General features: G+C 68.3%; 28 protein-coding genes and 2 tRNA genes. 17 read left to right on the forward strand and 13 right to left on the reverse strand.

Features of this window, described 5'->3' with window-relative positions:
- The first annotated feature begins 14 nt into the window (after positions 1-14).
- The 9 genes from OXG79_10915 (at position 15) to secG (ending at position 6739) form a co-directional block, all read left to right on the forward strand.
- Positions 15-302: a hypothetical protein gene (locus tag OXG79_10915; GenBank protein ID MCY3784284.1), complete on the forward strand. Its 288-nt coding sequence runs from the start codon at positions 15-17 to the stop codon at positions 300-302.
- 3 nt (positions 303-305) lie between these two features.
- Positions 306-551, forward strand: a complete 246-nt coding sequence (locus tag OXG79_10920) for a YtxH domain-containing protein (protein MCY3784285.1) — start codon at positions 306-308, stop codon at positions 549-551.
- On the forward strand, positions 551-877 hold the full coding sequence (locus tag OXG79_10925) for a hypothetical protein (protein ID MCY3784286.1): 327 nt from the start codon (positions 551-553) through the stop codon (positions 875-877). The genes OXG79_10920 and OXG79_10925 overlap by 1 nt, the downstream gene beginning before the upstream one ends.
- 97 nt (positions 878-974) lie before the next feature.
- The gene (locus OXG79_10930; GenBank protein ID MCY3784287.1) at positions 975-1754 is read left to right on the forward strand and encodes an alpha/beta hydrolase; all 780 of its coding nucleotides are present in this window, start codon (positions 975-977) and stop codon (positions 1752-1754) included.
- A 72-nt stretch (positions 1755-1826) separates the two neighbouring features.
- On the forward strand, positions 1827-2651 hold the full coding sequence (locus OXG79_10935) for a fumarylacetoacetate hydrolase family protein (protein ID MCY3784288.1): 825 nt from the start codon (positions 1827-1829) through the stop codon (positions 2649-2651).
- Between the two features lie 23 nt (positions 2652-2674).
- On the forward strand, positions 2675-3946 hold the full coding sequence (gene larA / locus OXG79_10940; protein MCY3784289.1) for a nickel-dependent lactate racemase: 1272 nt from the start codon (positions 2675-2677) through the stop codon (positions 3944-3946).
- A 3-nt stretch (positions 3947-3949) separates the two neighbouring features.
- Positions 3950-5164, forward strand: a complete 1215-nt coding sequence (locus OXG79_10945; GenBank protein MCY3784290.1) for a hypothetical protein — start codon at positions 3950-3952, stop codon at positions 5162-5164.
- Positions 5165-5306: 142 nt separating this feature from the next.
- Positions 5307-6287, forward strand: a complete 981-nt coding sequence (gene pdxA, locus OXG79_10950; GenBank protein ID MCY3784291.1) for a 4-hydroxythreonine-4-phosphate dehydrogenase PdxA — start codon at positions 5307-5309, stop codon at positions 6285-6287.
- A 230-nt stretch (positions 6288-6517) separates the two neighbouring features.
- Positions 6518-6739 (forward strand): preprotein translocase subunit SecG, encoded by a 222-nt coding sequence (gene secG / locus OXG79_10955; protein MCY3784292.1) that lies wholly within the window; start codon positions 6518-6520, stop codon positions 6737-6739.
- On the opposite strand, the gene OXG79_10960 is transcribed toward secG, so the two are convergent.
- Positions 6698-7600, reverse strand: coding sequence for a PD-(D/E)XK nuclease family protein (locus tag OXG79_10960; GenBank protein ID MCY3784293.1), 903 nt, complete (start codon positions 7598-7600; stop codon positions 6698-6700). The two genes, secG and OXG79_10960, sit on opposite strands and share 42 nt — an antisense overlap.
- Positions 7601-7633: 33 nt before the next feature.
- On the opposite strand from OXG79_10960, the gene OXG79_10965 reads away from it, so the two are divergent.
- The 3 genes from OXG79_10965 to OXG79_10975 all read left to right on the forward strand — a co-directional run bounded on the left by OXG79_10965 (position 7634) and on the right by OXG79_10975 (position 9954).
- Positions 7634-8644 (forward strand): glycosyltransferase family 2 protein, encoded by a 1011-nt coding sequence (locus tag OXG79_10965; GenBank protein MCY3784294.1) that lies wholly within the window; start codon positions 7634-7636, stop codon positions 8642-8644.
- Between the two features lie 56 nt (positions 8645-8700).
- Positions 8701-8777 (forward strand) — tRNA-Pro (locus OXG79_10970).
- Positions 8778-8847: 70 nt separating this feature from the next.
- On the forward strand, positions 8848-9954 hold the full coding sequence (locus tag OXG79_10975; GenBank protein ID MCY3784295.1) for a Gfo/Idh/MocA family oxidoreductase: 1107 nt from the start codon (positions 8848-8850) through the stop codon (positions 9952-9954).
- 180 nt (positions 9955-10134) lie between these two features.
- Here OXG79_10975 and OXG79_10980 read toward each other — a convergent pair whose 3' ends face one another.
- The 6 genes from OXG79_10980 to OXG79_11005 form a co-directional block, all read right to left on the reverse strand.
- On the reverse strand, positions 10135-10512 hold the full coding sequence (locus OXG79_10980; GenBank protein ID MCY3784296.1) for a Rieske (2Fe-2S) protein: 378 nt from the start codon (positions 10510-10512) through the stop codon (positions 10135-10137).
- On the reverse strand, positions 10493-11602 hold the full coding sequence (locus OXG79_10985; GenBank protein MCY3784297.1) for an amidohydrolase family protein: 1110 nt from the start codon (positions 11600-11602) through the stop codon (positions 10493-10495). Before OXG79_10985 ends, OXG79_10980 begins: the two co-directional genes overlap by 20 nt.
- Positions 11603-11902: 300 nt before the next feature.
- Complete coding sequence (locus OXG79_10990) at positions 11903-12847, reverse strand: aldo/keto reductase (protein ID MCY3784298.1); 945 nt, start codon at positions 12845-12847, stop codon at positions 11903-11905.
- A 78-nt stretch (positions 12848-12925) separates the two neighbouring features.
- Positions 12926-14266 carry a nicotinate phosphoribosyltransferase gene (locus tag OXG79_10995; protein MCY3784299.1) on the reverse strand — a complete coding sequence of 447 codons (1341 nt, stop codon included), beginning with the start codon at positions 14264-14266 and terminating at the stop codon, positions 12926-12928.
- Positions 14267-14278: 12 nt separating this feature from the next.
- Positions 14279-14857: an isochorismatase family protein gene (locus tag OXG79_11000; GenBank protein MCY3784300.1), complete on the reverse strand. Its 579-nt coding sequence runs from the start codon at positions 14855-14857 to the stop codon at positions 14279-14281.
- An 18-nt stretch (positions 14858-14875) separates the two neighbouring features.
- Positions 14876-14949 (reverse strand) — tRNA-Gln (locus tag OXG79_11005).
- A 65-nt stretch (positions 14950-15014) separates the two neighbouring features.
- On the opposite strand from OXG79_11005, the gene OXG79_11010 reads away from it, so the two are divergent.
- The 5 genes from OXG79_11010 (at position 15015) to OXG79_11030 (ending at position 19443) form a co-directional block, all read left to right on the forward strand.
- The gene (locus tag OXG79_11010; protein ID MCY3784301.1) at positions 15015-15746 is read left to right on the forward strand and encodes an HAD-IA family hydrolase; all 732 of its coding nucleotides are present in this window, start codon (positions 15015-15017) and stop codon (positions 15744-15746) included.
- Positions 15743-16288 (forward strand): NUDIX hydrolase, encoded by a 546-nt coding sequence (locus OXG79_11015; GenBank protein MCY3784302.1) that lies wholly within the window; start codon positions 15743-15745, stop codon positions 16286-16288. The genes OXG79_11010 and OXG79_11015 overlap by 4 nt, the downstream gene beginning before the upstream one ends.
- A gap of 167 nt (positions 16289-16455) precedes the next feature.
- Positions 16456-17913, forward strand: coding sequence for a glutamate--tRNA ligase (gene gltX / locus OXG79_11020; GenBank protein ID MCY3784303.1), 1458 nt, complete (start codon positions 16456-16458; stop codon positions 17911-17913).
- Between the two features lie 7 nt (positions 17914-17920).
- Positions 17921-19018, forward strand: a complete 1098-nt coding sequence (locus OXG79_11025; protein ID MCY3784304.1) for a GNAT family N-acetyltransferase — start codon at positions 17921-17923, stop codon at positions 19016-19018.
- 110 nt (positions 19019-19128) lie between these two features.
- Positions 19129-19443, forward strand: coding sequence for a hypothetical protein (locus tag OXG79_11030; GenBank protein ID MCY3784305.1), 315 nt, complete (start codon positions 19129-19131; stop codon positions 19441-19443).
- A 167-nt stretch (positions 19444-19610) separates the two neighbouring features.
- Here the strand turns inward: OXG79_11030 and OXG79_11035 are convergent, their stop codons facing one another.
- The 6 genes from OXG79_11035 to phoU form a co-directional block, all read right to left on the reverse strand.
- Entirely contained in the window at positions 19611-20114 is a 504-nt protein-coding gene (locus tag OXG79_11035) for a hypothetical protein (protein ID MCY3784306.1), read from the reverse strand.
- Between the two features lie 247 nt (positions 20115-20361).
- Positions 20362-21345 (reverse strand): zinc-binding dehydrogenase, encoded by a 984-nt coding sequence (locus tag OXG79_11040; protein ID MCY3784307.1) that lies wholly within the window; start codon positions 21343-21345, stop codon positions 20362-20364.
- Positions 21346-21413: 68 nt separating this feature from the next.
- On the reverse strand, positions 21414-22016 hold the full coding sequence (locus OXG79_11045; protein MCY3784308.1) for a hypothetical protein: 603 nt from the start codon (positions 22014-22016) through the stop codon (positions 21414-21416).
- A gap of 108 nt (positions 22017-22124) precedes the next feature.
- Positions 22125-22925, reverse strand: coding sequence for a sugar phosphate isomerase/epimerase (locus tag OXG79_11050; GenBank protein MCY3784309.1), 801 nt, complete (start codon positions 22923-22925; stop codon positions 22125-22127).
- 60 nt (positions 22926-22985) lie between these two features.
- On the reverse strand, positions 22986-24239 hold the full coding sequence (locus OXG79_11055) for a glycosyltransferase (protein MCY3784310.1): 1254 nt from the start codon (positions 24237-24239) through the stop codon (positions 22986-22988).
- A gap of 229 nt (positions 24240-24468) precedes the next feature.
- Entirely contained in the window at positions 24469-25191 is a 723-nt protein-coding gene (gene phoU / locus OXG79_11060; protein MCY3784311.1) for a phosphate signaling complex protein PhoU, read from the reverse strand.
- Between the last annotated feature and the right edge of the window lie 5 nt (positions 25192-25196).

Here is a 25196-nt window from a genome sequence, read left to right on the forward strand (position 1 = left end):
CGCAGGGCAGGATCGTGGAAGCGCTAGAAGTCGTCCGCGACATTGCCGTCATCGTGCTCGCGTCGGTCGGCCTGCTGGCCGCGCTGATGCTGGCAATCACCGGCCTGCTGCTGTGGCGCATGCTGGCGGCGATTCGCGCCGAAGTCACGCCGATCATCGACTCCGCCCGTGACACCGTCGACACCGTTCGCGCCACCGCCGAGAGCGTGCAAGAGACCGTCGCCGCAGGCTCGCGCACGACCTCACGCGGCGTCCGAGTCGCCCGCCGCGCGCTAAGCCTTGTGCGCGGACAGTGGCGCTAGGCCGTGCCGGACATGGCCTGGATCATGCTCGGCGTCGCGCTCGGATTCATCGTCGGCGGCGCAATTGGCACGGTGCTCGCGCCCCAACGCGGCAGCGAGCTGATCGCGCAGGTGGGGGCCAGGTTGCGTAAGGCCCGCGAGGCCGCCCAGCGCGCGGCCGAAGCTGCCGAAGGCGCGACCCAAGAGCGGCATGCCCAGCCGCGGCGACGCCGCAGCCGGTCCCGTCGACGGCGAAGGCGTCGGCGCTGATGGACGGGTGGGACGTCGCGCGCGACATCGCAATCATCATCCTGGTCATCCAGGGCTGCGTGGTGTTCCTGGCGCTGTTCGTGGGCGGCGTGGTCGGATCCATCGCCATCATCGAGACCACCGTGAAGATCAAGCAGGGACTGCGGCGCACCGCGCGCTCGACCGAGCGAGTGCAGGACACCGTCGAGACGACCGCGCGCCAACGCGTGCTGCCGTCCATCGTCCAGATCGAGCGGGTGCGCGCCGCCGTCGAGAGCTACGCGGAAAGCCTGCAAGAGGAGCTGCGCAAAGCGCGGGGCGGCGTCGACACGCCATCCAAGGCGTGATCCGGAGTCACGGCATGCCCACCGACAATCACTGCACGCGCGACGTGAAGCCGCATGACCGAGGGCGTGGCACAAACACCGTGGGCAGCGCTCGCTGATGCCAATGCTCCAGGTGCGAGGACAGCGCATCAATCTGGCAACCAGGGGCGTGCGGGGGTCGGGCATTCTGTTCTTGCACGGCCTGGGGCCCGGCGCGGTCGTTTGGGAGTTGGTGACCCAGGGGCTTCCCGAGGACCGGCGCGCGCTGATGCTCGAGTTTCCCGGCTTCGGCGAGAGTCCGCCCGCGGGCTTCGCGGGCGACATCGACCATGCCGCCACGCTGCTGCATCACTCGCTGCACCAGGCCAATCAGCTCGATCCGATTCCGATCGTGGCCCACGACTACAGCGGACTCGTCGCCCTGTGCTTCGCGGCGCGATATCCCAGCCACGTCCAGCGCCTGGTCCTCCTCGGGTCGGGCGCGTTTGTCCGCGACGTGCACAGCCTCTGGACGGTGCACGAGCGAATCAAAATGCGCGGATGGGATGCCGATGCCGCGAAGCGCTGGCTGACGCGCGGCCTTGTCGAAGAGTTGGCTGACGAGCACCTGTCGTCGATGTGCGAGGCGGCGGCGACCGCCGACGCCGACGTGGTCGCCGGATGCTTGCGCGCCATGATCGGCGCGGAGTATCTGGAGGCGTCCCGCACGATCAGGGCGCCCATTCTGGTCTTGCGCGGTGACGCCGACCCCTTCGTCACCGAAGACGACGCGGCCATCCTGACCGCCCGCGCGAACAATGCCACCCAAGTCAACGTTGCGCATGCGGGCCACTGGCCGCACCTGGAGGCGCCGGATGAGTGTCGCGCGGCGATCCTGGACTTCGTAAACGCCAAATAGCCCGGCCAAACGCACGGGCGATGCTACGCTGCGGACCGCTGCCTGCCCCTCGCTTCTGATCGGTCAACCACCATGCGGATCGTCCGATACGCGCACCCTTCCGGCGCTCGCCACGGCTCACTCGACGATGACGGCACCGTCCACGCGATCGACGGGGACATCTTCGGGGACCACTCGGTTGGCGATCCCGTCGGGTCGGTCGACGACCTCAAGCTGCTGGCGCCCATCGTGCCGGGCAAGGCCATTGGGGTCGGCCTGAACTACATGGAACACATCATGGAAACCGTCGGTGAGAGCGGCGTGCCCAAGATGCCCATGCTCTTCATCAAGCCGACCACGGCCATCAGCGGCCCCGGGGACGACATCGTGCTGCCCCGAGGGGACGGCTTCCGCCACGCCATCAACGATCCCGCGCTCCAGGAGGAGCCGTTCGGCGAGGTCCACTACGAGGCGGAGCTGGTCGTGGTAATGGGCAAGACCTGCCGCAACGTCGACGTCTCCGAGGCGCTCGACTACGTGCTCGGCTACACCTGCGGTAACGACGTGAGCGCCCGCAAACTGCAATTCGCGGAAATGGCCATGGGTTGCATCCTGATGGGCAAGGGCCTGGATACCTTTGCGCCGCTGGGTCCCTGCATCGTGACCGACATCGATCCCACCAACCTGCGCATCCAGGCGCGCGTCAACGGCGAAACGAAGCAGGACAACAACACGTCCGACATGCTCTTCGACGTCGCGTCGCTCGTCACCTACCTGGCGCAAGGCCTCACGCTGGAACCCGGCGACTGCATCTTCACGGGTACGCCCGAAGGCGTCGGTCCGCTCGCCGTCGGCGACACGGTCGAGATCGAGCTGGAGCAAATCGGCGTGCTCCGCAATCCAGTGGTGGCCGCGTAGCGGAGACCGGATCGGGGCGCACCGTGCCAGGCGAGTTCGTCACCATTCCCTACGGCGCGGATGAGTTGCGCTTTCAGGTCAACCACGACGCGGTGTTGGCCGGCGTTTTCACGCCGCACCCGGCCCCGCCGGCGCCCGATCCGGAGCGCGTGATTCGCGAAGCGCTGGCGAACCCTGTCGACAGCCCGCGGCTGCGCGCGGCGGCCGGCGACGCCCGCTCGGCGCTCATCCTGGTCGATGACATCACCCGCGAAACGCCGACCCATTTGCTGGTACCGGCGATCCTGGAGGAGCTGCGCGCCGGCGGACTGCCCGACGACGGCGTGCAGGTGATGATTGCCCTGGGCACGCACCGCCCGATGACGCCGGACGAGGTTCGCGCCAAGCTTGGCGACGAGGTGCTCAGTCGGGTCGAGGTCACCCAGCACGACCACACGGTGGCCCCACTGCGCGACCTGGGCACCACGCCCGACGGCACGCCGGTGCACGTGAACGCAGGGCTGTTCGAGACCGACCTGGTCATCGGCACCGGCGCGGTGGTGCCCCACCACATCGCCGGGTTTTCGGCGGGAGCCAAGATCGTGCAACCGGGCGTGTCGGGCGCGGCCACCACCGCCGCGACCCACATGTTCAGCGCGCGCGCCGTCGAGCCGCTGCTCGGCCAGGTGGTAACGCCGGTGCGCCGCGAGATGGAGCGCATCGCCGAACGGTCCGGCATGCGCCATGTCCTCAACGTCACGCTCAACAGCGACGGCCAACTCGTGACGGCCCGCTTCGGAACCACGCGCGGGGCCTACCGGCGCGCCGTAGCGGACGCCCAAGGCATCTACGGCGTGCCCGCGCCGACGGGACTCGACATCGTCATTGCCGGCTCGCACCCCTGCGACATCGAGTTCTGGCAGGCGCACAAGAGCTTGTATCCGGCGGCGATGCTGGTGCGTCCGGGAGGCACGATCATCGTCGTGACGCCGTGTCCCGAGGGTGTGGCCGTGATGCATCCGGAGATGCTGGACTACGCGGCGTCCCCGGCGGACGCGCTCATCACCCGTTATGAGAAGGGCGAGTTCGACGACCCGGTGGCCGCATCGCTGGCGACCGCTTGGGCGCGCGTTCGCGAGCATGCGCGAGTAATCCTGGTCTCGGACGGCGTGGCGCGCGAGGACGCCCGCGCCCTGGCGTTCGACCGGGCGGACACGGTGGAGGCGGCGCTTCAAATCGCGGCCGCCAATGCTCGCGCCAACCCATCCGTGGGCGTGCTCACGCACGCGCCCGACACGCTTCCGCTGACGAACTAGCCAATGCCGCGGTGGGCGATCATCGCCGACGACTTGACCGGCGCCCTGGACACGGCGCTGCAGTTCCGCAATGCCGGGCGCCGAACGCTCGTCTCCACCCGCGATGGCGCGTGGCCGCCGGACGCCGAGGCGGCGGCCATGAGCACTGCGTCGCGGCATCTGGACGCTTCCGCGGCCTACGACGCCGTGCGCAGCGCCGTCGGCGCGGTCGACCCCTCCGCCCTGATCTACAAGAAGACCGACTCGCTGCTACGCGGGAATATCGCGGCTGAAATCCAGGCGGCGATCGAAGGCGCGGGCGTTTCGACGCTGGTGTACACGCCCGCATTTCCCTCGGGCGGCCGGACCACGGAATCCGGCACGCTGGCGCTCTGGGGCACTCCCGTCTCCGAGGCGGAGCCAGGACGAGACCCCGTGACGCCGGCGCTGGAGTCGCACATTCCGACCCTGATCGAGTCCACGTCTGCGTTGACGTGCCGTGTCATCCCGACGGAGATCATCCGGTCGGACATGACCGCGCTTGCCGACGCCATGCGAAATGCCCGAGACGCGGGCGTGAACGTGATCCTGCCGGATATCGCGGAGGATGCCGATCTCGAGTGCGTGGCGGTCGCCATGGACGCTGCCGATCTCATGCGCGTCAGCGCCGGATCGGCGGGCCTGGCCGCGTCCCTGGCGCGATGCACCGCGACTCTTCCCCAGCCGGTCCCCGAGATGTCGCGCACGACACGCACGCTCGCCATCATCGGGTCGCCGATGGACCACACGCAGCGGCAAGTGTCCGAGGCGCTGGCCGCGTTCGCGATCAAGCCCATTCCACTCCTGCAGCAACCCGGAATCTCGATCATGGTGGCCGCATCCGTGCGCGCCGGTTGGTCGCTGGACCGCCCCGCCCTGATAGATGCCGTGATTCCCGTCCAGGCGCCGTCCCCGGAGGCCCAGGCCGCCCAGCAGGCCCTGGTGAGCCAGTTCACGTCCACCATCTGGCGCGGCAGACACCCGATCGGCCTGGTGCTCTCGGGCGGCGACACGGCGCGAGCCGCGTTTTCCGCGATCCCGGCGGAGGCCATCGAGCTTGCCGGCGAAATCGGGTGGGGCGTGCCCTACGGCGTGTTCACGTCCGGCCCCGGCGCGGGTTGGCCGGTGGTGACCAAGGCCGGCGTGATGGGCGGACCGACGGCGCTAGTTGACGCCCTGCGCACGATCGGAGCTCCCTGACCGGCGGACCGCCGCTTCTTCGCGCACGCGACCGAATCCCTGTCTACACTTGCCGCCGTGCGACTTCTAGGGCGCACGACAAAAGGAGCCCCGCATCCCCACCGCAACCGCCGACGTCGACCGGCCGATCCTCGCCATCACCATGGGCGACCCGACCGGAGTCGGGCCGGAGATCCTCATCAAGTCCCTGGCCAAGCCGGAAACCTACGCCATCTGCCGACCGCTCGCCGTGGGCAGCGTCTCGGCGATCGAACGCATGGCCGGCATCCTGGGTTCCGAACTGCAAGTGGTCGCCGCCGAGCCGGAATCGGCCGCCTACGCGCACGGAACGATCGAGGTCTACGACCCGTGGGGCGAGGACCTGAGCGACCTGCCGTTCAAGCAGGTGACAGTGGAAGGCGGGCGATCCTCCGCCGAGGCCGTGATCGAAGCCGCCAAGCTGGTCATGGACGGTCGTGCGGCCGCCATCGTTACGGGACCGATTCACAAGGAAGCCATCAACCGCGCCGGCTATCACTACGCCGGCCACACCGAGCTGCTGGCGGACCTGACCGAGACGCCCGGCACGCGCATGCTCCTGGTCGCGCCGTCGCTGCGGGTGATCCACAACAGCACGCACGTCTCACTGCGCGAGGCCATCGAGCGCGTGAAGAAGGACAACGTGCTGCACTGCATCCGGCTGCTGCACGAGTCGCTGCAGCTCCTGGGTTTCGAGCATCCGCGCATCGCCGTCAACGGGCTCAACCCCCACGCGGGCGAGGATCGGCTATTCGGTGACGAGGACGCCGACGAGATCCTGCCGGCCATCGAGGCGGCGCGGGCAGAGGGCATGGACGTGACCGGACCCGAGCCGGGCGACACGGTCTACAACAAGGCCATCGACGGGCGCTTCGACGGCATCGTGGCCATGTACCACGACCAGGGCCACGTGGCGGTCAAGACCGCGGGGTTCTTCGACGGCATCAACGTGTCGGTGGGCATGCCGATCATCCGCACCAGCGTGGACCACGGCACGGCTTACGGCCGCGCGGGCGAAGGCCGCGCGCGCGAAGACAGCCTGGACCACGCCATCAAGGTGGCGGCGCAGATGTCGCGCGCCAAGCTGGCGGCGGCCGGCGCCTGAGGCGCACTGCCGTTTGCCGTAGGGGCGGGTCTCAGACCCGCCCGTTCAGGCGATTCCGTGCCTCCCTACCCGGAAATGACGGCGGCCGTGCGCGAGCGCCACGCTCCGATTGCCCCTCCCACGCAGCCACTCCGGTATGCTGAGCAGGCGGCGTGGCGCTTGGCCCCTCGGGTCGTGCCGCGCTGAGCATTAGGTGTTTCCGGGGCCAGTCCCGGTGCAGGAGTGAGTCCGTGGGTTCCGGCTTTCAAGCGGCGCAGGTGGTGCTGGCGGTCATCTTGATCGGCGTCGTGTTGCTTCAAGTGCGCAACGCCGGCGTGGGATCCGCCCTCGGCGGCAGCGACAGCTCCTTCTTCGCGTCGCGGCGCGGCATCGACCGCGTGCTCTTCAACTTCACGATCGGGATCTCGGCCCTATTTTTCCTGGTCTCCGTCCTCGCCGTCCGCTTCCAGTAGCTCGTCGACCGACACCAGCGCGTCCGGGCACCGGTCCACGTAGGAGCACCGCCAGCAGACGCTCGTGTCCTCCGCGGCGTCCGGCGCCCGCCAAAACGCCTCGAACCGTTCGTCCTGGATTCCGGCCGCAATGCTCGCCGCCCGCTCCCCGAATTCCCGCAGGTCCTCCCGGTCGTAGCGCGCCTCCAGCCGCTGCACCGACGGCGGATCGCCGATCACCAGCACGTCCACGCGGACGTCCGGAATGAAATACGGCGAGGGCAGCTCACCGGGCCGGACCCGCGACCCGGCGCGAAACGCGGCGTAGCCGATGGCGTAACACATGAGCTGCAGATCGCTATCGAGATAGGCGGCGTCGTAAGGCCGGCGCGAGGTCTTGAAGTCGATCACCGTGCCGTTTTGATCCACCAAATCGACCGTGCCGACGACCGGCCATGGCACGCTGGGGACCGTGAACCGGAATCGATGCTCGACCAGATGCGGCGCCAAGGCCGCGGCGACTTCGGTCAGGTAGTGCTCCAGTGCGCACCGGCCGGACTCGTAGGCTGTCTCCCACGGATCGTCCGGGTCGGCGGCATCTGCCGGACCCGGTGCGAATCGTTCCCAGACGCGGTCGAAGATTTCCCGGGCCTCGGCCAACGGCAAATCGCGCCGCGTATGCTTCTTCGCCCGGAAGTTCGCTTCCAGGGACTCGTGAATGGCCTGGCCAACCAGTGAGGCCAGGGTGTAAGGAGCGTCGAGACGATCCACGTAGCGATGCCTGTACTGCAGCGGGCAGGTTGCGTAGGTTCGCAACTTGGTAGGCGAGAGAAAACGGAGCGGGGGAGCCACGCGAATCCCGACCGGCGGCGCCGGATGCATCTGCCGCCTGAAGTCTAGCGGTCGCGCCGGACCATGACGCCGAGCACCGGCCTCGAGGCTTCGGTCGTCGTCGTGTCCTGGAACGGGCGCGAGCGGCTGAACGAATCGTTGCCGGCCATCGTCGGGCAGCAGGGCGTCCGGCACGAGGTCATCCTGGTCGACAACGGCTCAACCGACGGCACGGTGGATTGGGTCCGGGACGCCTTCCCGTCGGTGTGCGTGCTGGAGCTTCCGGAGAACGCAGGATTCGCGGCCGGGAACAACCACGGCTTCGAGGCAGCGCGCGCGCCGCTGGTCGCCACCATCAACAACGATGCAATTCCCGACCCAGATTGGCTCGCCAGACTGGTGCGCGCCGCGGCAGCGCACCCCGACGCCGGCATGTTCGCCAGCCGCATGGTCTATCTGCACGACCCCGAGGTCATCGACTCGGCCGGCATCAGCCTGGACCCGCTGGGCATCGCATGGGATCGAAGCGCCGGGACGCCCGTGCAGGACGACGCCGACGGCGAGGTCTTCGGGGCCAGCGCCGGGGCGGCGCTGTATCGGCACGAGTTGCTCCAGGCGACGGGCGGATTCGATGAGCGCTTCTTCGCCTACCTGGAGGACGTCGACCTCGCCTGGCGCGCGCGTTGGCTGGGGTGGACGGCGCGGTACGTGCCCGCCGCCCGGGTTCGTCACATGCACTCGGCCACGTGGGCGGAGGATTCGCCGCTCAAGACCTATCACCTTGGGCGTAACAAGGTTTGGTTGATCGCCAAGAGCTATCCGCTGGGGCCGCTGCTGCGCTGGCTGCCGCTGATCCTGGCCTACGACGCGGCGTCGCTGCCGATCACCGTCTGGCGGCAGCGCAGCCTGTCCGCTGTGCGTGGACGCTTGGCGGGACTCAGGCACCTTCCCGAGATTTGGCGCAGCCGCGAGCACGTCGCACCGGCTCGGCGATCGGTCACCTGGTCCGAGCTTCGCGCCGTGATGGAGCCCCTGCGGTCGCCGCTCGCCATCTGGCGCCGCCACCGTCAACTCCGCCGCGCCCTGGGCCAATAGCCCGAAACTTCCGCCCCGCGCTCAGAAACTGGGCACCGCTGCTAGACTCCTGCCACCGGGGTGTGGCGCAGCCTGGTAGCGCACCTGAATGGGGTTCAGGAGGTCGCGAGTTCGAATCTCGCCGCCCCGACCAACGACCGCCCGACGCTGCGTCGGTGATGCCCGGCTCAAGACCGACGCTCACACCACGGAGGCGCCCGCACATGAGCCATCCCCTACGCGTCGCGATGATCACCGAGCCCACATCCTGGCATCGGCAGAAGTTGATCGACGCGCTCTCTGCCGACGAGATCGGCGAGGTCGCCGTGGCCGACGCCACGGGAGAGACGTTCGACGAGGTGCGCGACGGCGCGGGCCCCAAGCTGCAAGCGACCTATACCGATCTGGACCGAATGTTGCGCCAGTTCAAGCCCGACGCCGCGCTGGTCACCCTGGAGCCCTGGCGCATGCCGGCCGCCATCAAGCAGGCGCTCGAGGCCGGCGTGCACGTCTATCACGAGAAGCCGGGTTACGTGGACATCGAGGACTACCGCGAAATCACCCGGCTCGCGCGCAGCCGCAACCTCCATCTCTGCATCGCCTATTTGTCGCGGATGATCCCGGTGGTTCAGGAAGCCCGCCGCATCGTGTCGGAGGGGTTGCTCGGCGACCTCTTCTCATTCCAGGCCCACTTCATCGCCGACCAAGAGCGGATCCGGCAGGACCCGGCGGATCGCTTCGAGTACGACCACGCGGCCGGCGGCTGGTTCTTCTCCAAGGAGAAGGGCGGCGGCGGGCACCTGACCATCCTGGGCTGCCACTACCTCGACATGCTGCGATACGTCAGCGGCTCGGACTTCACCTCGGTCGTCGCCATGTGCAAGAACGTCGGCGGCGAGCCCATCACGGTGGAGGACGCGGCGGCGTTGACCATTGAGTTCGACAACGGCATGATCGGCAACTTCAACGCGGGCTTCTACACTAGCAAGGCCGAATATGCGTCGCAGCGTCACAGCGACATCACGATCTGGGGTCGCGACGGCTGGCTGAGCTTCAATCCCAGCGCGGAGGTGGCCGGCGTGCCGCTGCAATGGGCGTCGCAGCGGGGCGTTCACGCTAGCGCGCCGCTCAAGACCGTGACCTATGACGCCGCCGATGCCACCGCCGAGGTCTATCCGTTGCTCGTCCAGGCCTTCCTTCGTGCGTGCCAGGGCGAAGGGCCGTCTCCCCTCGCGCCGGAAGACGGCTTGTGGGTGGCGGAGTGCACTCAGGCCGCCTACACGGCCGCCGAGACCGGCCGCATCCAGCAGGTGGCGATCCCGGCGGGTTAGCTACGGGGCCTGCGTGCCCTGTTGTGTGTGTCCGGTCGCAAAGTCTCGATCCGTTCGTGGTGAGCTTGTCGAACCATGAACGGCGCCCTTCGACTCCGCTCAGGGCGAACGGGCGTAGCTGGGAGGACCGGATGCGTGACCCAAGATCGCGGGAGGCGCATCCAGCAAAACAGGGGCCTCCTACCCGAGCGTGAGCACCACGTCGCCGTCTTCCACAGCGACCGGATAGGTCTTGGCGCGCATCGACGGGTCGTAGAGCGCGCAGCCGGTGGCGATGTCGAATTCCCAGTTGTGAAACGGGCATTTCAAGATCTCGGCCTCGCGCTCAAACTCGAAGTGCCCGACGCCGTTCGAGATCACGTGGGGTCGAATCACGCCGCGGCCCAGCGGTCCGCCGGAGTGGGGGCACCGATTGCGCATCGCGTAGAACCGCCCACCCACATTGAAGACCATGACGCCGTTTTCCCCGCCCACGGGGACCTCGCGGCGGCTCCCGGGCGGCAGGTCGTCGACGCGGCATACGACATGCCGCCGCGTCCTAGATGCCGAAGAGCTCACGCGCGGTCTCGCCGAAGATGCGCGGGCGCAAATCGCGCGGAATCATGGCGGCCGCGGCGCGGGGCTCGTCCCAATCCCAGTGGGGGAAGTCGCTGGCATAGACCAGCACCTCCTCGGCGTGCGCCCAGTCGAGGAATGTCCCCATGTCCTCACGCCGCGGCGGCTGCTCCAACGGCTGGGTGCCCACCCGCACGTGCTCGCGGAAGTACTCGCTGGGCAGGCGCTTGACCCAGGGCGTGGTATCGCGCAGGCCCTTCCAGTCAGCGTCGAAATGCCACAGCAACCCGGGAATCCACCAGGTGTCGACCTCGATGAACAGCCAGCGGAGGCTCGGGAACTTCTCGAATACGCCCTCGCATATGAGGCTCACCACGTGCGCCTGGGCGATCTGCGGACGGGCCATTCGCATCTCGAGGTAGTAGGACGGATATCCCGCGGCCGTCGGCGGGTTCGTGACGCCGGCGCCCTCGCCGCCGAAGTGGGTCATCATCACCAGGCCGTGCTCGGCCGCCGCCTCGTAAATCGGGTGATAGAAGCGGTTGCCATAGGGGTGCCGCGCGCCGGCGGGCAGCATCACGGCGACCACGGCCGGGTGGTCGCCCAGGCGCCGGATTTCCTCGGCCGCCTGCGCGGGATCGTTGGGACACACCGCCAGCGTCATGCGATAGCGCGGGTCCACCGACACCCAGGTGTCGAGCGTCCAGTCGTTGAAGGCGCGGGCCAGCGCCGAGGCGTAGTCCACGTTCGAGATCCCAACGACCCCGTAGACGCTGCCTCCAGTGAGGACCGCCACGTCGACCTGGTAGGGGTCCAGGTGCTCCTGCACCGTGAACTCGGCGAAGTTGGTCTCGCGCGTTACCTCGAGGTCGGCGCGATAACCCAAGATGTTCGGCACGTTGGTGTAGCTGAGCCCGGGCAGCATCGGGCCGAAATCCCGAATCTGCTCAACGTACTGCCGCGGGAGATACGGGAACACGTCGTCGATCTGGTGCCAGATGTGGTGCACATCACAATCGACGATGAACGGCGCCAGCTTCGGTCCACGGGTCGGGGTCGGCGGCGCTTCCGGCTTGACGTCAACGGCGCCCATGGCGCCCTCCGGCGAACATGTGCGGTTAGCCGATGGTAGCCGATGGACCCGTCTTCGTCCGGCGTAGGGGCGACCCTAGTGGTCGCCCGTTCGCGAAATCCCGAAATCATGTCCGTCATTCCCGCCGAGCCTGTCCCGTACCCGATTCAGAGGAAACCTGTGCGCAGTTCCCTCAGAGGAGCCCGGAGATCGGGTCCGGTTCCACCTCCCTCGGGGAGAGGGCCAGGGTGAGGGCTCCGGCGGACAAGGCCTCGGCCGGAGGAATGCCGATAGAAGCCGACCGACCCTCGACCGTCGACGCTAGTTCCCCAGCGCCTCCTCCAGGTGGCCGAAGACATCCCGCAGGCGGTGCTGATCCGACGCCGGCAGCGTGCCCCGCAAGAGCGCCGCGACGTTCGCGTCGAGGTGCTCGGGCCGCGACGTGCCCGTGAGCACGGTGTCGACCGCAGCGTGTTCGCGGACGAAGCGATAAGCGGCGTCCACCACCGACGTCACGTCGCCGTGTACCAGCCAGCCCAGCGGGTCCTCCGCCGGCACCGCGTCGCCTGGTAGCTGTCCGCGTTCGACGAGGTCGGCGATCACCTCGCGCAGGCGCTCGGGGATCGACAGCGCGCGACGCACCGCGATCATGATGATGACCCCGATATCTGCCGCCTGCGCCGCGGGAAGCACGTGCCGCTCCGCGCCCTGGTGCAGCAGGCTGTAGCCGACCATCAGCGTGTCGAAATGGTCGTCGGCGATGGCGCGGCGCAGCATGTCGTGCGCGGGGTCGTGGGTAAAGCGCTCGGTCACGCCGACATACCGAATCTTCCCCGCGGCCTGCGCTTCCTCGAGCACCGGCAGATGCCGCTCGATCACCTCGTCGTAGTGCTCGTCCTGCAGGCCGTGGATTTGCATGACATCGATCACGTCCACCTTCAGGCGGGCGAGGGCCCGATCAATGGCGAGCGAAACGTCCGACGCTGCAATGACGCGCTCGTCACCGTCGCGGTAGGTGCACTTGGTGGCGATGAGGTATTCGTCGCGCGGCACGCCGTCCAGCGCCTGTCCCAGCAGCGTTTCGCTGTCGCCGTAGCCCTGGGCCGTGTCGAAGAAGTTGACGCCGTGATCGAGCGCGCGCCGGACCAGGCGCCGAGCCGCCGCGGCGGTGGTCCCGCGATCTTGCCCGAAGCGGCTCGGCCCGCCGGTGCCCAGCGACACCAGCGACACCTCGAGCCCCGTGCGACCAAGCCGTCGGTATTCCATCCGCTTGCGTCCGCCTGCGTTGAATGTTCCAGCCTACGCGCAGCTTCCAAGTCCTGGAAACTACAGTGCCGCGACCGGCTATTGCGCTTCCAACCAGCGCCGCGTGCGCGCGGCGGAATCCCGTAGGGCTGCGCTGATCTCGACCCGGTAGGGCGGCGCGGCCGGATCAAGTGAGCCGATGCGCGCCGGAAGCGCTGCCAGTGAGCGTTGGGCGTGAGTGCGAATCTCATCCAACGAGCGGCGGCCGGCTGGGAGCCGCTTGCCGTCGCGCATCACCGGCTTCAGTAGCGGCTGCCCATCGGCTTGCTCGCCGGCAAGCCCGAGGACATCGTGCGTCGCGCTGCCGCCGTCGAACTGCCGGAAGACCTGCTTAGGATCGGGGAGCGTCGACTTCTCGGCGGCCAGCTTCATGCGTCCGAGTCCGTCGTAGGCCACCAGCTTGTAGACCACGTCCAAGCACGGCGCATCTTCGGAGACTGCCAGCGCGGCGCCGACGCCGAAGCTGTCGATGGGCGCTCCGTCGGCGACGAGGCGGGCGATCTCCTGCTCATCGAGATTGCCGCTGGCGATAATTTGGACGTGGGTCAGTCCGGCTGCATCCAGCTGCCGGCGGGTTCGACGCGCGTGCGCGGCCAGATCTCCCGAGTCCAGCCGAACGGCGGCCGGCGCGGCGCCGTCGGGCTCGCGCACAAGCTCGATGACCGTGGCTATGCCCGTCTCGACGTCGTAGGTATCGACCAGCAGCGCTGCCGTGGGAAACGTCGCCATGAAGCGCCGGAATGCCTCGCGCTCGCGGTCGTGGGCTTGCACGAAGCTGTGCGCCATCGTCCCGGCCACGGGGATGCCGAAAGCCTGCCCCGCCGCAACGTTTGACGTGGCCTCCACGCCAGCGACGTAGGCCGCCCGGGAGGCCGCGAGCGAGGCATCGGCGCCGTGCGCGTGCCGCAAGCCGAAGTCGATGACCGACCGTCCATCGGCCGCCGCCACGACGCGCGCCGCCTTCGAAGCCACCGCGGTGGGCAACTGGACGAGATTGAGCAGCCGGGTCTCGACGAGCTGGGCCTCGGGCAGCGGCGCCTGCACCCGCAGCAGCGGCTCGTTGGCGAAGAATGGCGTGCCCTCGGGCACCGCGTCCACGCTCCCCGAAAACCGGAATCCGCGCAGATAGTCGAGAAACTCAGCCGAGAAGCGCCCCAGGGATTCCAGGTAGTCGATGTCCGAGGCCTCGAATCGAAGGTGCTCCAGGTAGTCGAGGGCCGCGTCCAGGCCGGCGGCGATCAGGAAATTCCGATTCGGCGGCAAGCGCCGCGTGAATAGCTCGAACGTCGCCGGCGCCCGCATGCCGTGCTCCAGGTACGCCTGGAGCATGGTGAGCTGGTAGAGGTCGGTGACGAGTCCCTGGGCGGAAGGCGCGGCCATCGAGAGCCGCGGCTAGCTCACGTCGTCGGTGACGGCGCCCGCCGAGCGCATGTCGTCCAGCGCGCGGGACCCATCGCCCGGCTGCACCTCGACCGCACGGGTGGCGCTCAAGATGAGGTGGACGGGCAGGCCAACAATGCGCCGCGCGTCGAGCACGCTGGCGCGCACGCAGTAATCCAGGGCCAGCCCGCCGACCCACAGTCGTTCGATGCCGGCGGCGCGAAGCTGCGCGTCAAGGTCGGTGCCCTCGAATGCGGAGTAGGCCTCATGTCCCGCATCCGTCCCCTTGTCGATGACGGTGGCCGAATCGGGCAGGGCGAGATTGCGATGAAAGCCTGCGCCGTCCGTCTCCGCCACGCAGTGCGACGGCCACGGTCCGCCCTGCTCCTGGAAGCTCACGTGGTCGGGCGGATGCCAGTCGCGCGAGGCGAAGACGGCCGCGCCGGCAGCGTGGGCCGCGTCGATCCACCGGTTCAGCACCGGCACCACGGCGTCGCCGTCCGGCACCGCCAGGGCGCCGCCGGGACAGAAGTCCCGCTGCACGTCGACGATGAGCAGCGCGTCGGAGGCTCGCAGTTTCGGCGGGTTCATGCGACGCGCCTAACCTGATGGCTGGGGTAGATGGATTCGAACCACCGCTTCACGGTCCAGAGCCGCGCGTCCTACCACTAGACGATACCCCAGGAGCGGGTTTGCCCAGGGCCGAACATAGCACCCGCAATGGAGCCAACGCGGCTAGCATAGGGGAATGAATCGGCCTCTGCGCGGTCCTTACCGCGTCGTGCTCTGCGACGTGGGGGAGACCCTGGTGCACTACAAACGCAGCTTCTCCGCCACCATTTCGGCGGAGGCTGAGCGGCTTGGGGCGCAAGTGGCGATGAGCGAGGTTCGCCGCATTGGCGACGAGGAGTACGACCGCGCCATCCGGAATCCGGCCGCGCGCGGCAGCAGCGCCGACGCCGATCGATCCAAGGCATTCTGGCAGGGCATGTACACCGCCATGGGCCGACGCCTGGGCGTCAGCGATCCCGCGGTGCTGGCCCAGCGGCTGTTCGACGAGTTCACGACCGTGGAGTCGTACGCCGCCATCGACGGCGCCCGCGAAGCCCTGACGCGGATTCGCGCGGCGGGGTTGAAGCTCGTGGCGGCGTCGAACTGGGAGCCCTGGCTGCTGGATCTGCTCGACCATCTCGAGCTGCGCGAGTCCTTCGACGCGCTGGCGGTGTCTGGACTCATCGGCGTCGAGAAGCCGGACGCGGCGTTCTTCGAACGCACGCTGGAGATTGCCGGGGCCACGCCTGACGAGACCGTGCACATCGGCGACAGCTTCTACGCCGACGTGCAGGGCGCGTGGGGCGCCGGCCTGGATGCGATCTGGATCAACTGGCACAACCGGCCGGCACAGGCTTGCCCCACGGTCGAGACCATTGGGGCGGCCGCGGACGCCGTCATCGCGGCCAGCGAAAACGGGGCCGCGTGAACCTCGAGTGGGAAACGATCCGGTCGCAGGTGGCCTGGCGCGGGCGCTTCCCCGTGCTGGTGGACGAAATCCGTTCGCTGGAAGACGCGCGCGAGATGACCTACACCTACCTTGGCATCGGCGTCGGCGCGGTGGTCGTCCTGGCGCTGGACGATGCCGACCGGGCCATCTGCGTCCGTCAATACCGCCACCCGATGCGCCGCGTGGTGCGGGAGCTACCGGCCGGCCACATCGATCGGGGCGAGGACCGGACCCTGGCCGCACATCGCGAATTCGAGGAAGAAACCGGCCTGCGCCTGGGACACCTGGAGCACCTGGGCAGCTACGTCCCCGTCCCGTCGCTGGCCGATTTCTCGATGCACATGTATTTCGGCCACACCCTCACGCCGGGCCGACAACAGCTCGACGAAAACGAGCTGTTGGAGATCGAGCGCGTTCCCATCAAGGACCTCCACCAGGCCATCCTCGAAGGCCGCGAGCCCGTCGTCTCGATGAACTACACCGTGCTGTTCGCCGCTGCGCGGGGTTGGTTGCCGCTTTAGGCGCTGCGACGGCGCCGACCGCCCGACCCTATTTCGAAGACGAAGTTAAACCCCGAACGTGTATAAAAACTCCGGTCGCCAATCCGCAGCGGGCGTCCCTGGCGGCGGCCACTTAGTACGCTGGCGCGCGGATCCGACCACCTTCCACCTCGAGGATTGACCCCACGATGACCTCTGGCATGCGGGTGCGGATGGCGCCGAGTCCGACCGGCGACATCCACATTGGCAACGCGCGCACGGCACTGATGAACTACCTGCTGGCGCGGCAGTCGGGCGGCACCTTCATCCTGCGCGTCGAGGACACGGATCGCGAGCGCAGCGATGCGCAGAAGGAGGCCGGCATCTACGACGGCCTGCGCTGGCTGTCGCTGGACTGGGACGAGGGCCCGAACGTCGGCGGTCCCTACGGACCGTATCGACAGAGCGAGCGCCACGAGGTGCACCGCGAGGCCATCGAGGCGCTGCTGGCGTCGAACGCGGCCTACTACGACTACACGACCGCCGAGGAGCGCGCGGCGGAGCGCGAGGCCCAAATCGCTCGCGGCCAGACGCCACGCTACAGCGGGAGCGGTCGCTCCTTGACCTCTGCCCAGATCGCCGAGCGGCAGGCGGCGGGCGTGGTGCCGGCGGTGCGGTTTGCCTCCGGTTCGGGCGCGGTTGGGTTCGATGACGGAGTGTTCGGACCTCTCACGACCGACGCCTCGGAGATCGAGGACTTCGTGATCGCCCGCGGCGATGGCACGGCCCTCTACAACATGGCCGTGGTGGCCGACGACCGCTCCATGGCGATCACCCACGTCGTGCGGGGCGCCGACCACACCTCCAACACGTTCCGCCAGGTGCTGCTCTATCGAGCCTTGGGATGGGAGCCGCCAAACTTCGCCCACCTGCCGCTGCTGCTCAACAAGCGGCGTCAGAAGCTCTCCAAGCGCGACGGCTCGCAGTGGCTGGGCGAATATCGGGCGCAGGGCTACCTTCCAGAGGCCGTGGTCAACTTCATGGTGTTTCTCGGCTGGTCGCCGGGTGACGAGCGCGAGCTGTTCAGCCTCGACGACCTGGTCGACGAGTTCAGCCTCCAGCGTGTCAATCGGGCCGACGCGGTGTACGACGTGCAGCGGCTGGATCACTTCAACGGCGTTTGGCTGCGGCAGCTGGACATGGACGCGCTGGCTGAGCGCGCGCTGCCGTTTGCCCGGGACGGCGGGCTGCAGGTGGACGAGTCGCAGCGGGACTATTTCCAGCAGGCGCTGGCGCTCGAGCAGGAGCGAATCGGCCACCTGAGTGACGTGCCGGACGTGATGGGGTTCTTCTTCGACGAGGACCTCGATCCCGACGTGGAGCTGATGCGATTCAAGCGCCACGACCGGGCCGAGACCGCTGCGGCACTGACGACCGTTGAAGGCCTGGTCCGCGAGCTGCCGGAGTACACGATCGAGGCGATCGAGACCATGCTGCGCGGACTGGCCGAGCGGCTGGGTTGGAAAACGGGCGACCTGTTCATGCCAATCCGGATCGCCGTGACCGGGCGCCGCGCCACGCCGCCGCTGTTCGAGACGATGGCGGTGCTCGGCCGCGAGCGGTGCCTGGTGCGCCTGCAACGCGCGCGGGACAAGCTCGACGACTAATCCGCCCTTGAGCCGCCTGCGCTTCCACCAGGCGCCGTCGCCGAAGCCGGGGCGCACTGACGTCTGGGCCGAGCGCGACGGCGAGCTGGTGTGCTCGCTGGAAATCATGGCGGCGCCGGTTCGACTGGCCGGCGCGACGCTGCGCACAGCCGGCATCGCAAACGTCTTCACAGAGGAAGGCCACCGCCGCCGCGGCTACGCCAGCGCGTTGATGGCGCACGCCCACGAGATCCTCCCCGACCACGGATACTCGACGGTCGCGCTCTTCGGCATTCCGGGGTTCTACGGGCAGTTCGGCTACGCGACCATCGGCTGCGACTTCGCCATCGAGGTTGCGACTAGCGTTGCCGAGCAGATCATCGGCAGCCACCGCTTGCGTCCCGCGACCGCCGCCGATCTTCCGGCGGTCGCCGAGATCTACAACGCGGTCAACGCCGGCCTGGACGGATCGGTCGTACGCGACCCCGGAGACTGGATCGGCCTGCGCCACGGCTCGACGATCCTCGGCACGGCGGGTCTGTGGATCGCCGAGGGTTCCGACGGCCGCTCCGTTGGTTACGTCGCGCTGCGCGAGGACCCCCGCAAGGCGGAGGTGATAGACGCCGGATTCACGGACTCAGCCGTAGCGCCGTCGCTGGTGGCGCATGCGGCTGTCGAGGCCTTGAAGCGGCAGCCGCCGGCTATCAGGTTCGAGCTGCATCCCGAGGTCGGGCTCGGCTCCTTCGCGCGGCGGATGGACTGCAAGCTGGCGACGGTTCGGCCACACGACTCCGGCTACATGCTGCGCATCCTCGACCAGGATGCGGTGCTGCGGGCGGTGCAGCCGACGCTGCGCGACCGGGCGGCGGCGTGTGAAGACGAGGCCCCATCCCGCCTGCGCTTCAAGACGCCGTTGGGGACGACCACCGTCGAGATTGGCGGCCGTGGACCCGAGCGCACGCTGGCCCTGCCGCACGAACGTCTGACTCAGCTTCTCTTTGGCTACTGGTCGGCTGGCGAGGTCGCGGAGGTCGAGGGCGTGCGCATCGCGCCGATGGACGTGCCGTGGCTGGCGGCGCTGTTCCCGCGCGGCGACTCCTACTGCTACGAGCCGGATAGGTATTGAGTACGGACAGGGGCGCCCCTGCACGTAGACCGAATTCGGTGGCCCGTGCTGCGTGGGGCCCGGCGTGAGTATGCTTTCCAAACTGCCGGGCACTGTGAGGCTGCCGGTCAATGACCTCCGGACTTGCGGACGAGTTCCATCGAGCACTCGAGAACCACGTCTACGCGGATATCAAGTCCCACAACTTTCCGATGTTCCTCCTGCAAGCGATGCGCCGCCATGGCGGGGTGTTTGCAGCCAAGCAACTGCTCGGCATTTCTCCGGTTCGATCGGGGTTGATCGAGCTCTGCGAACAAGGGCGACTCGATATGTCCGTGGAGTCGCTGATGTTGCAAGAGCGATGGAAACCCCTGTTCAGGGCTGAGGAGTTGAAGCTCGCGCGCCGGCGTTTGAACGACCTGGGCTACGAGCCGGACCGATCTTGAGCCGCGCCGCGGGCGCCCACAAGGGGCGCGCCTACACGAACGGTCATTCCCCGTAGGGGCGGCCCTAGTGGCCGCCCGCAGTCATCGGTGGCCCGCGCGGCGCTCAGTGCGGGATCGGTCAAAGAACGGGTTCCCATGCTGCACGCAGCATGGGCCACCGGTCAGAGCTAGGCCTGTGGCATCTCCGTCGCCGCCGCAGGCTCCACTTCGCAGGATGCGCAGTCGGCGCGGAACGTGCGCCAGCGCCTGACGAGCAGCGCGGTGAGGATGAGCATGGTGGCGACGTTGATGAACGGTCGCGCCGGCTCGATGACGTTGAGCACGCCTGCGGTGCCGAAGACGGCCACGAGCAGCCCGTTGCACAGCGGACAGGACACGGCGAATGCCGCCAGGAATCCCCCGCTGTAGATGGCCGTGCCGCTCTGGGTGATGCGGCGCGACCGTGCATAGACGCTGAGCCCCGACAGCGCGCCCAGCAGGGCCGCGTTGACCACCCAGATCGGGTAATCGATCGCCAGCAGCGGCGTTTGGCGCTCGAGGACCGGCGTGTCGATGGCGCCGGTGACCAGCCCGACGACAACGAAGAAGAGCACGGCGACGGCGACACCCGCGCCGATCGCGCGCCAAAGCTCGGGCGACAGGGACTTGGCCTGTGCGCGAAGCGTGAGCATGGCCGACCTCCACATGCCTTGTCGGGGACGTTGGGTTGCCACAGTCTACGAAGACGCGTGAGCGCAGCAGCCGAGTCAAGGGCCCTTCAAGAACGGCGCGTAGATTCTCCTCATTCCCGCGGAGGCGGCAATCCACCGCACCGTCACCTCCAGTTGTGTCGCAAGGTCATTTTCGCCAGCGCGGAGGTGCCGCAGGGGTAGGTTCCCGCCTTCGCGGGAACGACGGAGGGCCCGGCGCGTTTTGGCGTTAGCCCCTGTAGTCGAACTCCAGCACCACGCCCAGGGTCTCGCCGATCCGGTTGTAGAGCAGATCGAACGCGTCGGCGACCTGCTCGAACGGATAGCGGTGGGTGGTCATCCGCTCGGGTGCGACCTGGCCGGATGCGAGCAGATCCATGCCGCGTCGCGCCGACGCCGCGTCGGGACCGCGCCGGTAGTAGCCGCCGATGATTCGCCGACCTTGCGCCGCGCCCGAGGTGAGGGGCAGCGGCTGGTCCTCGTAGAGTCCGACCAGGTGCAGCGTGCCGCCGCGGGCGACCATGTCCATGGCCGGTCCAAACGCCTTAGGACCGGCCGAGCCGCCGACGGCATAGACCACCGTGTCGGCGCCCACGCCGTTGGACAGACGCCGCACCGCCGCCACCGCGTCCTCCTTGGCCGCGTTGATCACGACATCGGCGCCCAGCTTGGCCGCCATATCGCAGCGCAGGTCCAGCGTGTCGATGGCCACGATCGTGCCGGTGCCGTTGAGCTTCTGCACCTGCATGATCAAGCTGCCGACGAGCCCCTGGCCGACCACCACGACGAGGTCGTCGCGGGCCAATTCCTCGATGTCCACCCAGGTCACCCCGCCGGCGAGCAGCGGCCAGTAGGTCGCCTGCTCGAAGCTCACGCCGTCGGCGATCGGGTAGACCTGATTCTGCGCGTCGGGCCTGGCATAGACCGCGTCGCGCACGACGTATTCGGCGTGCGGTGCGAGCGATACCACGCGGTCGCCGGGCCGCAGGTGCGTCACCTCGGCCCCGACCGCGTCGACCACGCCGGCGAGCGAATATCCCATGGATTCCGGATTCACCGCGTGCTCGCGCGTATAGCGGGCCCCAATCTCCGAGCCGCGGCTGATGAGACTGGTGACGGATCGAATCCGCACCTGTTCCGGTCCCGGTTCGGGAATCGGGACCTCTTCGATGACGACGTTGAACTTGCCTTCGGGCTTGGCCGATCGCTTCATTTCCGGGTCTCGCGCGCTGGTTCGTTGCGGTATGAAACCACGGGCGCGCCGTCTGCGCGAGCAGGCGGCTAGGGTCGCGCCGCCAGGTCGTTGCGAAAACGAGAGGCCGTGCGAAACATGGCGGCCAGCTCGGTGTAGGTATCGCCCGTCGGCGCTTGGTCGAAACCATCGGTCAATTGGCGCTCAATCAGCGCGGCCTGGGCGTTCCGGCCCTCGGCCAGCAGGTCACGCAGCCAGCGGTTGTAGAACACCCCGCTGCGCGGCAGCCGGAATTCCATGAAGGTGGTGTTGGCTCGGGAAAACACCTCGCCGGTGGCGCCGGCCGTGGCAATGACTCGCAGCGCGCTGACATCGCCACGGGCCGCGCGGCCCGCCTCGTAGTCCAGGTAGATCACCGCCGGCTCCAAGGCGCTGAGCAGGCCGTCCGCGTCGATCAAATACAGCAGCAAAGCGAACGACACGCCCATGCCGATGGGCGCGCGCTCGATGGCCGGAATTGGCTTGACCGCCGCGATCGGGACGTCGAACTCCGCCTGCGTTTCGGCCTCGTCCGGCGCCTGGGGCGTGATTTGCGGCGGGCTTGCGGGCGGAGCCTGGACTGCGGCCGCTGGGAGCAGCGTGAGCACAGCCACTGCCGCCACCATCAGCACCAGGATCGTGACCGCGGCCATGGGCCCAGCCCTTAGCACCAGACCCTCCGTTTCACACTCGACCGGACCATGCCGTTCCCGCCTGCGCTAGCGCCGCCGCCTCGCGAGGGCAGGAACACTCAAGGGCGGCTAGCCGATGCCAGCCCGACGCGCCGCGTCGGCAAGCGTGTCGTAGGCAAGCTGTGCGTGCGTAAACGGCTCATAGTCAGGGCGGGCCACGACCATCTTCGAGATCTCGACCGTCTCGTAGCCGCGATAGCCGCACTCGTACATCGTCCGCAGATAGGTGGCGTGATCGAAGTCGTCCTCGCCGGGTGTGAGGAAGGCGTGCTCGGGCCAGAGCCCCTCCACTCCCTTGATGTGCGTATGCAGCGTGTGCGGCGCGAGCGGAGGCACGGCCTCGGCCACGCTCATGCCGATGGCCTGGAAGTGGCTGTAGTCGAGATTGAGGCCCACGTTGCGCAGGCCGATCTGCTCGACCAGCCAGAGCGCCTGTTCCGGCCGGCTGAGGGCCGCGCCCACGTGCGGCTCGATGGCCAGCGACACGCCGTGGGGCGCGGCGAATTCCCCGAGCCGCACGTACTCGTCAACCACGCGATGGCGCACGGCATCCCATTCGCCAGGGGCGCCGCCGGGCAGTGTGTTGATTGGCGGCGGATCGTCGGGCGCGAGCGCGACGGCCAGTTCCACAGCCTCGCGCAGGCGCGTGATGCTGGTCATGTACTCCGGGGGGTCCAGGAACCGCGAGTGCGCGGCAAGCGCCGAGAGCGTCATGCCGTGCTCACGCAGCAGGGCGGGGATGCGTTGGCGGGCGGAGGCGTCCAGGAGTTCGAGGGCCGTGGTGTAGCCCGGCAGGATGGTGAGCTCGAGCCCGGTGTAGCCCATCCGCGCCAGTCGCGGCACGGCGACCTCAATGGGGACATCGGCCATGCCCCAGGTGCTGTAGCCGAGCTTGACGATGCGTCCTTCTCCGGTGTCGGTCGCTAGATTCTAGCCTCCGCCCACGCGACGCCCGCGCCACCGACCGCCCTGGCCCGACCAGTGGAGCCGAGCCGAATCCACCGTCATGGCCGTATAGGTGGCAGCGGTGATGGGCAGCGCGAGCGCGAGGATTGCCGGGGATCGATACCAGCGCAGCATCGGGACCAGCGATGCGGTCATGAGCGCCCACGCCGCCAGGCCGGACGCCAGGAGCAGCGCGGACGGGGCGATGGGCATGGCGCCCACGATGGCAATCACGCCGAGGATCGTGGCGACCGGCGGCCACACGAATACCAGCAGCAACCCAACCACCGTTCCGGCCAGGCGCCAGGCGGTGAAGTCCAACTGGGCGTACGCCGAGCGCGTGACCATGGACCAGATTTCGCTGAGGCCCCGGTAGCGGCGCACGCTGCGCACCTCGCGCGAGAGCCCCAACCAGGTCTTTCCGCCACTCGGTCGACCGTGGTCCTTGATGCGGCGAGCCAGGGCGCAGTCGTCGATGACGGCTTCCGCGATCGACTCGATGCCCCCGGCGCGCGCCAGGGCCCCGGCCCGGACCAGCATGCAGCCGCCCGCCGCGGCGACGGTGCCATTTCCTGGATCGTTTGACCAGCGGAAGGGGTAAATCATGCCAAAAAACATGACGAATGCCGGAATGAGCAGGTGGTCCCACGGGGAAGCGACGCGGAGCATCGCCATCTGCGAGACCAGGTCGAGGTCGTGGTAAATCGCCGCGGCCACGAGGGTCCTGGCTGAGTCCGCGGGGTGCCGAATGTCGGCATCGGTGAGGAGGACGAAGTCGGGATTGCCGTTTGAGGCGGTCCTCACCCCCACGTGCATGGCCCAGGTCTTACCCATCCATCCGGGCGGCCGCGGCTCGTTGGGGATGACCGTCAGGCGGTCGGCAGCGCCGACATCCGCGGCGATTGCTCGCGCAGTGTCGGCGGTGGCGTCGTCGCTTTCGTCGTCGACCAGATAGACGTGCAGCTCACTGGGATAGTCCTGCTCAAGCAACGCCGGAAGCGTGCGGGGCAGCACCTCGCTCTCGTTCCGAGCCGGCACGACGACGGCGAGCGCCGGCCATTCGGACGGCAGGGCGGCGGCATCAACGGCCGGCAGGCGAACATCCGTACGCCAGAAGCCGCCGCGCGCCAGGAGGAGCACGAGCCAGGCGCCAAGGGCGGCAAGGCTGAGCGCCGCGCCGAGCCAGAGCGCGGTAGTCATGGCGATCGGCGGGTCCGCCGGCGGCGGATATGCGCGCATGGACGGCCGAGTCTGGATTCCCGCTTCCGGAGACCTTTGCAATATCCGGTCGGACGAAGGACGGTCGGAGGAATCCCACCAGCCCCCAGGTTCAGTGAAGGGTGGATTCCCGCCTTCGCGGGAATGACGGAGGGGTTACGCAAAGGTCTCCCTCCGCGGGAATGGCGGATGGGGATTCCGCCGGCAGACGAACAGCACCCGCGGGGCGGCCATGCCGAGGTGTCGCCCGCTAGACCCCGACCGGCGGAATCCCACCGCCGGCGCCGCTGCCGCGCTCGGTGAGGCGCTTGTCCCACCACTCGTGGCGCGTGGGAATCTCGCCCGTGCTGACGAAGATCACGCGCTCGGCGATATTCGTGGCGCGGTCGGCGATGCGCTCGATGTTGTGCGCGACCCAAATCAGATAGGTCGCACGCTCGATTTTCTTTGGATCAGCGATCATGTAGGTCACGAGCTCGCGGTAGACCTGCTCGTACAGCTCGTCCACTTCGTCGTCCCGCTGCCAGACGGCCGATGCCGCCTCCGTGTCGCGGGCCACCAGCGCGTCGAGGCTGTCGCGCATCATCTCGCGGGCGATATCGGTCATGCGGGGAATGTCGATCAGGGGCTTGATGGGCGCCTGCTCGCCCATGAGCAGCGTGATTTTGGCGATGCCCTCGGCGTAGTCGCCCATGCGCTCAAGCTCGTCGGCCACGTGGATGGCCGTGACGAGCTGGCGCAGGTCGCTGGCCATCGGTTGCTGGGTGGCCATAATGTCGATGGCCTGCTCTTCGAGCTGGATCTGGCGCGCGTCGATCTCGTCGTCGGCGTCAATCACCGCCTGGGCAGTTGCGGCGTCGCGAGTCCGCAGGGCCTCCACGGCGCGTTGGACCGCCTTGTCGACCATGGATCCGACGAGCAGGATCTCGTCTTGGAGTTCATTCAGACGCTGGACGTATTCCTGGCGCGGCATGAGCG

The sequence above is a fragment of the Chloroflexota bacterium genome, assembly GCA_026706485.1.
Taxonomy (GTDB): domain Bacteria; phylum Chloroflexota; class UBA11872; order UBA11872; family UBA11872; genus JAJECS01.